12 protein-coding genes and 1 riboswitch are annotated in these 13,469 nt (G+C 30.7%); all 12 genes read right to left on the reverse strand.

The window, feature by feature from the left end; all coding sequences use genetic code 11:
• Positions 1-221: 221 nt before the first annotated feature.
• Positions 222-1,592 (reverse strand): NCS2 family permease, encoded by a 1,371-nt coding sequence (locus ACRDBA_RS11200; RefSeq protein ID WP_438573001.1) that lies wholly within the window; start codon positions 1,590-1,592, stop codon positions 222-224.
• A 124-nt stretch (positions 1,593-1,716) separates the two neighbouring features.
• Positions 1,717-1,818: riboswitch (purine riboswitch) on the reverse strand.
• Between the two features lie 84 nt (positions 1,819-1,902).
• Positions 1,903-2,880, reverse strand: a complete 978-nt coding sequence (locus ACRDBA_RS11205) for an asparaginase (RefSeq protein ID WP_438573002.1) — start codon at positions 2,878-2,880, stop codon at positions 1,903-1,905.
• A 264-nt stretch (positions 2,881-3,144) separates the two neighbouring features.
• Positions 3,145-3,564 (reverse strand): PBECR2 nuclease fold domain-containing protein, encoded by a 420-nt coding sequence (locus ACRDBA_RS11210; protein ID WP_438573003.1) that lies wholly within the window; start codon positions 3,562-3,564, stop codon positions 3,145-3,147.
• 149 nt (positions 3,565-3,713) lie between these two features.
• Positions 3,714-5,192, reverse strand: a complete 1,479-nt coding sequence (gene spoIVA / locus ACRDBA_RS11215) for a stage IV sporulation protein A (protein ID WP_438573004.1) — start codon at positions 5,190-5,192, stop codon at positions 3,714-3,716.
• A gap of 212 nt (positions 5,193-5,404) precedes the next feature.
• Positions 5,405-6,403, reverse strand: a complete 999-nt coding sequence (locus ACRDBA_RS11220) for an NAD(P)H-dependent glycerol-3-phosphate dehydrogenase (RefSeq protein ID WP_438573005.1) — start codon at positions 6,401-6,403, stop codon at positions 5,405-5,407.
• 2 nt (positions 6,404-6,405) lie between these two features.
• Positions 6,406-7,722, reverse strand: coding sequence for a ribosome biogenesis GTPase Der (der, locus tag ACRDBA_RS11225; protein WP_438573006.1), 1,317 nt, complete (start codon positions 7,720-7,722; stop codon positions 6,406-6,408).
• The gene (locus tag ACRDBA_RS11230; RefSeq protein WP_438573007.1) at positions 7,722-9,059 is read right to left on the reverse strand and encodes a DUF512 domain-containing protein; all 1,338 of its coding nucleotides are present in this window, start codon (positions 9,057-9,059) and stop codon (positions 7,722-7,724) included. Before ACRDBA_RS11230 ends, der begins: the two co-directional genes overlap by 1 nt.
• Before the next feature lie 166 nt (positions 9,060-9,225).
• Complete coding sequence (gene phoU, locus ACRDBA_RS11235; RefSeq protein WP_438573008.1) at positions 9,226-9,882, reverse strand: phosphate signaling complex protein PhoU; 657 nt, start codon at positions 9,880-9,882, stop codon at positions 9,226-9,228.
• 26 nt (positions 9,883-9,908) lie between these two features.
• Positions 9,909-10,673, reverse strand: coding sequence for a phosphate ABC transporter ATP-binding protein PstB (gene pstB / locus ACRDBA_RS11240; protein ID WP_438573009.1), 765 nt, complete (start codon positions 10,671-10,673; stop codon positions 9,909-9,911).
• Between the two features lie 33 nt (positions 10,674-10,706).
• Entirely contained in the window at positions 10,707-11,531 is an 825-nt protein-coding gene (gene pstA / locus ACRDBA_RS11245; protein WP_438573010.1) for a phosphate ABC transporter permease PstA, read from the reverse strand.
• 2 nt (positions 11,532-11,533) lie between these two features.
• Positions 11,534-12,424, reverse strand: a complete 891-nt coding sequence (gene pstC, locus ACRDBA_RS11250) for a phosphate ABC transporter permease subunit PstC (protein ID WP_438573011.1) — start codon at positions 12,422-12,424, stop codon at positions 11,534-11,536.
• A gap of 97 nt (positions 12,425-12,521) precedes the next feature.
• Positions 12,522-13,358, reverse strand: a complete 837-nt coding sequence (locus ACRDBA_RS11255; RefSeq protein WP_438573012.1) for a phosphate ABC transporter substrate-binding protein — start codon at positions 13,356-13,358, stop codon at positions 12,522-12,524.
• Positions 13,359-13,469: the final 111 nt, after the last annotated feature.

The raw sequence follows: 13,469 nt of genomic DNA on the forward strand, positions 1-13,469 counted from the left end.
CAAGGATTTGCCGCCGACTTCCTTCAGATTCCACCTCACAATGGACACCCTTGTCTTAAGCTAATGGTTAGCACTATCAACCCCCATATCGGACTTTCACCGACAAGTACGTGCCCATGCTGGGCACACAACAAAAAAGGAAGTAGAATTTCTACTTCCTTTTAAGGGATTTACGAATACGAAAGAGTTAACTCTTTCAATAATTTATATTAATTTATAAATTAACCTAAGAATACTATTTTTAGTAAGAATAATATTGCTAATACAATCATTACTATTGAAACATTATTTTTCTCTTCCTTTTTTGCAAAGAATAAGTTATATAATAAATTTATAACTACATATGATAATATACCTATTGTTAATCCATCACCTATACTATAAGTTAACGCCATTGTTATTATAGTTAAGAAAGCTGGTACTCCTTCTGTTATATTATCAAAATCAATATTTTTCACTGATCCAAGCATTAAATAACCTACGTATATTAAAGCTGGTGCTGTTGCACATGCTGGTATAGCTATAAATATTGGTGAGAAGAACATTGCAATAAAGAATAACACCCCTGTTGTTATAGCTGTATATCCAGTTCTACCACCTGCTGCAACTCCTGTTGAACTCTCAACATACGTTGTAACTGTTGAAACTCCCATTGCAGCTCCTGCTGTAGTTGCTACTGCATCTACTAATAAAGCTCTTCCTACGTTTGGAACATTTCCTTTTTCATCTAACATATTAGCTCTAGATGCAACTCCAACTAAAGTTCCAACTGTATCAAAGAAATCTACAAATAAGAACGTACATACTACAGTTATAAATGTCCATATTGTATCTTTGTTAGTCATGAATGAGAAATCTAATTTCCCTGCTATTGGAGCAATACTTTCAAATTTAAATACTCCCTCTGGAAGGTAAATACCTAATTCTGCTGCTACTTGAGGATTTATCATAGCATATCCCCATGCTAATAATGTACTTGTAAGAATTCCAAATAATATAGAACCCTTTATATTCTTTTTATCTAAAACTGCTATAACTACAACTCCAATTAAAGCTACTATTACAGCTGGTGTAAATTCTCCCATTGCTACTAAAGTAGCATCATCATTGATTACTAATCCACTTCCAACTAATCCTATGAAAGCAATAAATATTCCTATCCCAGCAGTTACTGCATGTTTCATATTCATTGGTATTGCATTAACTACAGCTTCTCTTACTTTGAATAATGATAAAACTATAAATATAATTCCTTCAACAAATACTGCTGTTAAAGCCATTTCCCAAGAAATACCCATACCTAATACTACTGAAAAGGCAAAGAATGCATTTAAACCCATACCTGATGCTAAAGCAAATGGTAGGTTTGCAAAAAGTCCCATAAGCACACAACCAATAGTTGCTGTTAAACATGTTGCTGTAACTAATGCACCTGCTGGCATTCCTGTAGCTGATAATATATTAGGATTAACAGCTATTATATATGCCATCGTTAAAAATGTAGTAATACCCGCTAAAATTTCTTTCTTAAAATTTACATTTTTGTTACTTAGAATAGGTAATAACCTTTCTTTCATTGATACTTTTTCCATTACAAATCCCCCTATAAAATAAATAAAAACCGCTATAAGTTATATTACTAAATAATATAGTAAGATAACTCACAGCGGCTTCGCTATTTCGCTATATCGATAACATACTTTACACTTAAAATATATTAACAATATTCGTACTCATAGTCAGGATATTTACGGCACCCTGGTAGAAACTTATGACCCTTATTGTCATACTTATATGAGTTATCCTCTTCACGAATATTATTATATATTTTACTTGTATAATTGTCAATATATCCGTACAAAAATATTTAACTTTTTCTCGAACGTTCGAGTATGTTTGTTTTTAGCTGTTTTCTATACTTTCTAAGATTTCATCTTTTGCCATACCTGATGATAATGCTAACATTAATTTTATTCTAGCTTTTTGTCCTGGAAGAGTATCTCCAAAAATTACACCTAAGTCTTTTATCATCTTTCCTCCACCTTCATATCCATAGGATTCAAAAACTCTCCCCTCAAAGCATCTAGATACTACCATAACTAAAATATCACCACTAATAGCTCTTTTAATTCCATCCACCATCCTAGGAGGAACATTACCTCTTCCCATTGCTTCTATTACTATGCCCTTATATCCTTTATCTATTGCAAAATCAATGTATGAAGAATCCATACCAGCAACACATTTAATTAATGCTACATCTCCATTTATCTCATCAACATTATAAACTTTAGCTCTACTTGTATTTCTATAGAAAATAACTCTATTATTATCAACTATTCCTATTGGTCCAAAGTTAGGAGTTACAAAAGCACTTAAAGACATTGAGTTTGCTTTTGTTACTTCAGATGCTGAATTTAACTCCCCATTAAAGCAAACTAATACCCCCCTTCCTTTTGCATCACTTGATATAGCAGTACAAATTGAGGCAGCCAAATTAAAAGGCCCATCATAGCCTAATTCTGAGCTACTTCTCATTGCACCAGTGATAACAATAACTTTATCTGTATCAATTGTTAAATCTAATAAATAAGCTGTTTCTTCTAATGTATCTGTTCCATGTGTTATAACCACACCATCTATATCATCTCTTTCAACTAGCTTTTTAACAAATTTGCTTAACTCGAGCATTGTTTCTACTGACATATGCGGTGATGGCATACTTGAAAAGCTATAAGATTCTATTTCAGCAAAATCCTCAATTCCAGTAACCATTGCCATAATTTCTTCACCCGTTAAACTTGGTACTGCTGCTTTTATTCTTTCGTCTACCTTCATAGAAATAGTTCCACCATTAAATACTACTGCAATTTTTTTCATTTCATCCTCCTATGTACATCTTTATATTTTATACTTTGCTTTTAAATGCAATTTTATTTTAGTTTATATATTTTAATTAAGTAAAAATAAAAACTCTTGGTACCCCAAAAGTTTTTAAGTTAATTATTGGCAGGGCGGCGTATCCTGCATCCCTTTTTACTAATTCAGTATTTTACTGCTTTAGCGTATGAGGAGCCATTTCTCACTTCAATAATCAAATATTTAAAATCAATATACATATTATACATTCCACATCTAAATGTTTCAACTTTTATTTATCTCTTTATAATTTTGCCATTCAATTAGTTTTCCACTATACAATTTATTATTTATTTTTGCTTCCGTTATCGGATACATCGTTAAGACGTATATATAATCGTTATCCTCATCAATTTCTATTCCCATTAGTATATTGGTATCTACCTTCTTTATAAGTTCTATAAGTGTTTCTTTTTCTGTTAACTTGTATATCCCAATATAATCCGGATCTTCAACTATACTCTTCATAATCTGGATAAGATCGCCACTTATTTTTTTGCTTAAGTGTTTACCATGTCTCTTTTTTATATGCTTAATTACCCCTGGAGAAGCATAAATAGTCCCCGTATATCTTACACCTAAATATTCAGCCATCTGCTGTCTAAAATATCCAACTCTTTTATAGGTACAAAATCTATTCTCCATAATACCCCTCGATTCATGTATAGTGTATATGACTATTGATTCAAAATATCCTACTATAATATATTTTATTCAGCACTACCCATTTAATTTACTAATATATAAAATTTTTATAAAAAAATAGGAGCAATTTTGCTCCTATTTAAAATTTCTTAAAGTATAATACAAATCAACCCGCCATTTCCTTCATTTATAATCTTTTGAAGGGTTTTTTGTATTTTTACTTGTACATCTTCTGGCATTTTATATAATTTATTTTGTAATCCTTCTTTTACTAATACTTCTAAAGACTTACCGAACATATTACTTTGCCATAGTGATGATGGATCCTTATCAAATTGTTCCATTAATGATTTAACTAATTCTTCACTCTCTTTTTCTGATCCCATAATTGGACTTATTTCTGTTTTTATATTTGCCTTTATAAAATGTAATGAAGGAGCTGATGCTTTAAGCTTAACACCAAACTTAGTTCCTTGCTTAACCATTTCTGGCTCCTCAAATTTCATTTCTGAAAGTTGTGGTGCAACTAAACCATATCCTGTTTCTCTTACATCATTTAAAGCATCCTTAACTTTATCATATTCCTTCTTTGCAATATTAAGATCTTTAATAAGTAATAATAAATCACTTTCTGACTCAACATCTAAATCACATATTTCACTTAATATTTTATAGAAAATACCATCCTTAGGCTTCATAAGTAACCTGGCAGTTCCTTCGCCTAAATTAACTTCAGTTAAATCAGTAGCTCCTAAGGCCTCTTCATCCTTAATTGCATTTACTATAGTTTTAATATCTCTAACCTTATTTATGTTTTGACACATTTCTTTTACTATATTAAAGAAACTCTTTTTCAACCAATGATCTGGCTCTAATTTTTCAACCCACTTAGGCATATCAATATTAATTTCCTTAACTGGGAATTCTTTAAGTACATGTTTTAAAATTTCTTCTATATCATCTTCATTCATATTTGCAATGTCCATTGGTTGGACTGTTACACTATATTTATCTTCTAACTCTCTTTTTAATTGTCTAGTTTCTGGAGAGTTTATGTTTTTTGTATTAAGTACAACAATAAAAGGCTTATTTATAACTTTTAACTCTTCTATTACCCTTTCTTCTGCTTCTAAGTATTCATCTCTATCGATTCCTGTAATACTACCATCAGTAGTAATTACTAATCCTATAGTTGAATGATCTGTTATTACTTTTCTAGTTCCAATTTCCGCTGCATCTTCAAAAGGTATTTCATAGTCATACCATGGTGTATTTACCATTTTAGCATCTTCACCATCCATATATCCTACAGCACCCTTTACAATATATCCAACACAGTCAACCAATCTTACTTTTAATTTTATGTCTTCGTCTATCGTAATTTCTACAGCCTCATTAGGAACAAACTTCGGCTCAGTAGTGTGAATACTTTTTCCTGAACCACTTTGCGGCAATTCATCCTTTGCCCTCTCCTTCTTATAACTATTATCAATCTTTGGTATTACCATAAGGTCCATAAATTTTTTGATAAATGTAGATTTTCCAGTTCTAACTGGTCCAACAACTCCTACATATATGTCCCCCTGTGTTCTATCAGCTATATCCTTGTATATATTAAAGCTGTCCACGTTATACCCTCCTAATTATTATTAACAGTATATACTATTCTAATATTAAAAAAAGTATACAACTTTTCTAGATAATTTCTAATTTATTTAGTCAGTTATATATTTCTTTCACACTAAGATTCTATTTATATAATTGATTAATTATTCCTAATAATTATATGTTAAGCTATTTATTTTTTTAAATAAAAAAAGAATTGGCTTACGCCAATTCCTTAATAATATATTTCGTCTTTTTTTTCTCTTCCCATAAGATGAGAAACAGCTTCCTTTGGATCCTTACCATTGAATAAAACTTTATAAGCTACATCAGTTATAGGCATCTCTATTCCTAACTTTTCCTTTAATTCATAAAAGGCTCTGCAAGCTTTTATCCCTTCAACAATCATCCCTACTTCTTCTATTGCTTCATCTACTGTTTTTCCACTTCCAATTAAAAATCCAGCTCTTCTATTTCTTGAATGTAAACTAGTACAAGTAACTATTAAGTCACCCATTCCTGTAAGACCTAAAAATGTTTCAGCCTTACCTCCAAGTTTCATTCCTATTCTAACTATTTCTGCCATACCTCTTGTCATAAGGGCAGCTTTAGTGTTATCACCATAACCAATACCATCACAAACACCTGCTGCTAATGCAATGACATTTTTTACAGCTCCTCCAATTTCTACTCCTACTAAATCATCATTAGTATAAACTCTAAAATTAGAATTTATAAATAATTCTTGAACTTCCTTAGCTATTTCCATGTCTAATGAAGATACTACTACTGTAGTAGGAATATTAAATGCTACTTCTTCAGCATGACTAGGCCCTGAAAGAATAACAACTGGATTATTTGGTAGTTCTTCTTGAATTACTTCTGAAAGTCTTAAGTTAGTTTCTTGCTCTATACCTTTAGCTATACTTATCACAGGAATTCCATCTTTAATTTTTCCTTTTAAAGATCTAGAAACTGTTCTTATTACATGTGATGGTATTGCTAATACAACGAATTCAGCATTTATTAGTGCTTTATCCATATCGGTATAAGCCGTGACTTTATTAGGTATTTGTAAGTCTTTAATATACTTATCATTTTTTTTGTTAATGTTAATATCATTAACTACTTCTTTATCTCTATCGTATATATTTACGTCATTTCCTTTATCTGCAAGTAATATTGCTAAGGAAGTACCAAAACTACCTCCTCCTAAAAAGGTCACTTTACTCATAACTATTCTTTCCTTTCTCTATACTCTATTTGTAATCCTGTACCACTGAAATCAAAGCTATCTCTTAATTGATTTTCTATATATCTTTGATATGAGAAGTGAGTTGCACTTGTATCATTTATAAAGAATACAAATTTAGGTGGCTTTGTAGCAACCTGTGTTGCATAGTAAATTTTCATTCTCTTTATTCCTACTATTGGTGGCTCTTTCATTAAAACAGCTTTATTTATTACTTCATTTAATACACCTGTTCCAACTCTCTTTGAGTAGTTTTCATAGCATTCTTTAGCTACTTCTAATACTTTATGAGCTCTTTGACCAGTTTTTGCTGAAATAAATAAGTACTTAGCATATTTTAAGAATTTTAAGCTTTGTTGTAAGTCCTCTTTATATCTTTGCATTGTCTTATCATCTTTTTCAATAAGATCCCATTTATTAACTATTACCATAATAGCTTTGTTCATTTCATGAGCATATCCTATAATCTTTTCATCTTGCTCTGTTACTCCTTCTGTTGCATCTATCATTAAAATACACACATCAGCTCTTTCTATAGCAGCATAAGTTCTAATTACAGAATATCTTTCTATTTCTTCTTTAACCTTGCTTTTTCTTCTAAGTCCAGCAGTATCTATAAGGATAAATTTATCATCACCTTTTTCAAGAACACTATCTATAGCATCTCTTGTAGTACCAGCTACTTCTGAAACTATTAATCTTTCTTCTCCAAGAAGTCTATTTATTAATGATGATTTACCTACGTTAGGTTTTCCTATCATAGCGATTCTAATGAATTCATCATCCTCTTCTTCATCACCAAACTTTTCAAAATGCTCAACTACTCTATCTAGCATATCTCCAAGACCTAAACCTTGTGATGCAGATATAGTAACAGGATCACCTATACCTAAATTATAGAACTCCCACGCATTATCTTCTTCTCTTAATGAATCAACTTTATTTACTACTAAAACAACTGGTTTCTTACTTTTTCTAAGCATATTTGATACTTCATGGTCAGCAGGTGTTAACCCTTCTTTACCATCTACTATAAATACAATAACATCAGCTGTTTCTATAGCAATATTCGCTTGTCTTCTCATTTGTTGTACAATGATATCTTCTCTTTCTGGTTCTATACCACCTGTGTCAATCATTGTGAAATTATATCTAAGCCATTCAGCTTGAGCGTAAACTCTATCTCTAGTAACACCTGGTGTATCTTGCACTATTGAAATTCTTTGTCCTGCTAATCTATTAAATAATGTTGACTTACCTACATTTGGTCTTCCAACTATAGCAACTATTGGTTTACCCATTATTTTTCCTCCTTACTGTTTCTATTTATTATGTCAATAAGATCATCTCCTGTGTAATCACAAACAATAACCTTAATACCTAATGCATCTTCTAAATCTTTTACTTTTGTATCATCTAACATGATTCTTTCATTTTGAGGCCCTAATTCATAGCCCTTTCTAAACATATTATCAGGCATAATTAAGTACTCTGTCTTTATTTTACCCTTTAATTGTTCAATTATATCTTTTCCAGTTAAAAGTCCTGCAACTGTAATAGTTTCACCAAAGAAGTTATTTATAATTCTATAAACATCTATTTCAATATTAGAATTTTTCTTTTTTATATTATTAGCTGCATTTAGAATTTCATCATAAGCTAGTGTTCCAGTAACTAATGAAAAGCTTCCTTTAACATTTGTACTTAACATTTCTAAATCCCTGTTAATAGCTTCTCTAAAATATCTAACCATTCCAACACCATCTTCTAATTGTTCATATCCAGTATAAAACTCTTCATGTGGTATTTCTTCTCCAGAAACTAAATAAAATTCATCTGATAACCTTACAAAAGGCTCACCAGTTTCTTCTAGGAATCTTTCTTGAAGCTTTCTAATCATTATAATTTCATTTCTTGATGTTTCTTTGTTAAATGTATCTACTTTAACTAAGCCTTCTCTGTATTTTGTTATTCCAATTGGAACAACTGCAACGTTTTTTAAATAAGGTCTTAGGTTATATAGGTCAAGAACTGTCCTTTTAAGTTCTTCACCGTTATTTACATTTGGAATACAAACTACTTGAGCATGCATTTCTATCCCGGCATCCTTAAGCTTTTGTAATCTTTCCATAATGCTTCCTGCAAATCTATTCTTAAGCATTTTAACTCTTAATTCTGGATTTGTTGTATGTACTGAAATGTTTATAGGACTAATTCTATATCTTATTATTCTGTCAATATCTTCATCTTTCATATTTGTTAATGTAACAAAATTCCCTTGAAGAAAAGATAATCTTGAATCATCATCTTTAAAATATAAGGTTTCTCTCATCCCCTTTGGCAATTGATCTATAAAGCAAAACATGCACTTATTTGTACAACTTTTAGCTTTATCCATTATTCCCCCGCCAAATTCTAATCCTAAGTCTTCACCATATTCTTTTTCTATTTCATAAGTCCATATTTCGCCGTCTTGATTTTCTATTTCTAAAACTACATCTTCATCAGCTGCTAAAAACTTATAATCTATTATATCATCAATAGGAGTATCATTTATAGATAATAAAATATCGCCTTCTGCAATTCCAACCTCTTCTGCAATACTTCCTATTTCTACCTTTGTTATTAGGTTTTTCATATTTTCACCTCAATTTAAACATAGTATCTTTATGTTATATTACCTTATTAATATTGTATAGTCAACAATACAAATTCATTTATACTATATAATATATATTTCATTACTATTTTTATTTATTATAAAAGACGAAAAGAGCAATCTTATGAAGATTGCTCAAAATCTATTATTCATTTAGATCAACATAGCTTCCTTTTTTAGAGAAAATTATCCATTCACATATATTAGTTACATGATCCCCTATTCTTTCCATGTATTTAGATGCAAATAAAATTTGAGTTCCTTGATTTATCATTGATTCATCTTTACCCATTTTCTTTAACACTATCTCAAACATTCCTTGATAAAGTTCATCTACCTTATCATCCATGCTGCAAATTTCATATGCTGCTTCTACATCTCCATTAACATATGCCTCTATTGAAGCTTTAATCATATTTATTATTAAATCTACCATTTCCCAAATAGGAGTTATTTCCTCTGAAAAACCTACTCCTTTTACTCTAGGAACAATCTTACAAATATCTACTGCATGGTCTGCCATTCTCTCTAAATCTGTAACAATTTTTGATGTTGTATAGATACTTCTTAAATCCCTAGCAACTGGTGATTCCGTAGCCATAAACTTTATACATTTTTCTTCAATTTCTTTTTGAAGATTATCAACTTTATCATCATTTTTTATTATTTTTGTAGCTAACTCAGTATCTTGGCTCTTTAATGCAGTTATACTATCATAAATTTGCTTTTCAACTAAACTTGCCATTTCAATAAGGTCTGAATTTAATATCTTAACCCTATTATTAAGTAGTCCTCTCATCATACCTGTCACCTCGTATTTTTTAAATTTTAACCAAATCTTCCTGTTATATAGTCTTCTGTTCTCTTGTCTCTAGGTTTGTAGAAAATATCTTCTGTATTTCCATACTCTACTACTTCCCCGCTTAAGAAGAATGCTGTTTTATCTGCAATTCTTCCTGCTTGTTGCATATTATGAGTTACAATAATTACAGTATAATTTTTCTTTAATTCATCCATTAATTCTTCCATTTTATTTGTTGATATAGGATCTAGAGCTGAAGTTGGTTCATCCATTAATATTACTTCTGGTGATACAGCTATAGTTCTTGCAATACATAATCTTTGTTGTTGCCCACCTGATAGCCCAAGAGCACTTTTCTTTAATCTATCTTTAACTTCATCCCACAAAGCTGCTCCCTTTAAGCTTTTTTCAACAATGGCATCTAATGTCTTTTTATCTTTAACTCCATGAAGCCTTGGTCCATAAGCTATATTGTCATATATAGACATAGGAAATGGATTTGGCTTTTGGAATACCATTCCAACTTTAGTTCTTAGTGCAATTACATCTGCATCCTTATATATATCTTCACCATCTACTAATACGTCTCCATCTACTTTAACTCCCTCTATTAGATCATTCATTCTATTAAGGGTTCTTAAAAATGTTGACTTACCACATCCTGATGGCCCTATAAATGCTGTTACTTTCTTTTCTTCTATATCTAAATTTATATTTTTTAATGCCTGATTTTCTCCATAAAATAAATTTAAGTTTCTTACTCTTATTTTAGGTAATGCTTCCTTTGACATAAATACACCTCATACAATTCATATAATCATTTATTAATAATTAGCTTTATTAAATTTCTTTGTAATTAATTTTGCTATAATGTTTAGAACTAATATTATTACTATAAGTACTATTCCAACAGCTGCCGCTTGTTCAATATCACCAGCTTCCTTTGTTACAAGATAAGATTGAACAGTTAGTGTTCTAGCACTTGACATTATTCCCTTAGGCATTTTAGCAACAGTACCTGCTGTTAATAATATTGCTGCTGATTCTCCAACTACACGCCCAATTGAAAGGATAATACCTGATAGTATTCCAGGTATAGCACTTGGAACTATAACCTTGTATAATGTTTGGAACCTTGTAGCTCCTAAACCTAAAGACGCTTCCTTATATGACGGAGGAACAGATTTTAAAGCTTCCTCTGTTGTACGAATTATAACTGGTAATATAATTATTGATACAGTTAATGATCCTGATAAAAGAGAATATCCAAACTTTAAAGTTATTCCAAAGAACAATGCTCCAAATAATCCATATACTATTGATGGTATTCCAGCTAAGCTTTCAGTTGCAAATCTTATAATTTTAACTATCTTCCCTTGCTTTGCATACTCTTGAAGATAAATCGCTGCTAATATTCCTATAGGTGTTGCAATAAGAATTGCTAATCCTACTGTATATAATGTTGCTACTATCATAGGTAGTATTCCCCCATCTCCTGATGCTGAATACTCACTAGTTAAAAAATGTGGCGTTATTAATTTATATCCCTTAGAGAATATAAAGAATAAAATATATACTAGAACTGCTACAGTAATTCCTGCTGATAGCCATAATAATGTTTTTAATACATTTTCTTTAAATTTTCTCATAATTATTTCCCTTCCTTATTAGAAAGTTTACTTAAAACTAAGTTTAAGATTAATATAAATAGGAATAGTATTATACCTGTTGCAAATAACATTTCTTGATGTGTTCCAAAGGCATATCCCATTTCTAATGCAATATTTGTTGTAAGTGGTCTTACACTTTGAGTTAAGGAAGTTGGAATAACTGGTGAATTTCCTGCTACCAGTATAATTGCCATAGTTTCTCCTATTGCTCTTCCTACTCCTAAAACTACAGCAGCTAAAATTCCTGATTTAGCAGCTGGTATTACTACTTTAAATATTGTCTCTATTTTTGATGCTCCTAAAGCAAGCGAACCTTCCTTATACGCTTTAGGAACTGCTCTTATTGCAGTTTCTGAAACTGTAACTATAGTAGGTAACATCATAATAGATAAAACTATTATAATAGCAAGTAAACTTTCACCCTTAGGTAAATTTAAAGTATTCTTTATCCATGGAACTATAACCGCCAGTCCAAAAACTCCATATAATACCGAAGGTATTCCCGCTAATAGCTCTACAGCTGTAGATATTACTTTACCAATTTTTCTCGGTGCTACTTCAGCTATAAAAACAGCTGTTAAAATCCCTACTGGAACACCAATAATAAGTGATCCTAAAGTTCCAAATATCGAAGCTAATATCATTGGTAATATACCAAATTGATCTGCACTTGGTACCCATTTAGTACCAAATAAGAAATCACTGAATGAATAGCCCTTGCTTATAAAAGGTGTTAAACCTTTATAAAATACAAATCCTATTATCAGTAGTAAACTTACTACTGCAATAAGAGCACTTCCTAAAAATATAATGTGTGATGTTTTCTCTATAACATATTTACTTTTGTTGCTTTTTTCATTCGCACTTAGCATAGCCAGTACCTCCCAAAGAATCCTCGTAATATTATCTTAATATTACTTTATATAATGAAAATGCCCCTAGATTATAGGGGCATTTTGAAATTCCAACCTATTTAACAGGTATTAATTTGTTGTCTTCTACTATTTTTTGCCCATCATCACTTAATATAAAGTCAATTAGCTTTTTAGCATTTTCATTTGAATCACCTTTTGTTGCTAATATGAAAGGTCTTGATAATTTATACTTACCTTCTTTAACTAATGCAGCTTCTGGAGCAACTCCATCAACATTTAAGCTTGAAATTTTATCATCTAAGTACTCAAATGATACGAATCCAATAGCATTTTCATTTCTTTCTACAGTTGACTTTATGTTTCCATTACCATCTGATATAGTAGCATCTACTATAAGGTCTTCTGATTTATATCCTACGATTTCTTGGAATGCATCTCTTGTTCCTGAACCTTCTTCTCTTGATACTACAACTATTGGAGCATCGATTCCACCTTCAAGTTCTTTCCAGTTTGTAATTTTCCCAGTATATATATCTTTTACTTGTTCTAATGTAATGTTTTTAACTGGATTGCTTGTATGTGTAATTAATGCTATTCCATCAAATGCAACTTCTGTTCCCGTTACTTCATTTGCTTCTTCAGATTTTAATTCTCTTGATGCCATCCCGATATCTGATACTCCATTTATAGTATCTTTAATCCCCGCTGATGAACCTACTTGATTTATTTCAATTGATACGTTTGAGTTTATTCCTTCATATTCTGCAGCTACTTTTTCCATTAAAGGACCTACTGATGTAGAACCTGATACTGATATAGTAACTTCTCCACCTTCTGCTGATTCATTGTTTCCTGAGCACCCTACGAATACTCCCCCCATCATTGAAACTAATAACGCTGTAACTACTAATTTTAAACTCTTTCTTTTCATTTATATACTCCTCCAAACTTATAAAAGTTTTATTTGTTCGTTTTTTATTTTTTATTTATCTTATACATTTATATTAATCCCTTAAAGTTAAGTAAATATTAGTTCTATGTT

Origin of the sequence: Clostridium sp., from assembly GCF_051654825.1 — a bacterium.
In the GTDB taxonomy this organism is placed as follows: Bacteria; Bacillota; Clostridia; order Clostridiales; family Clostridiaceae; genus Clostridium.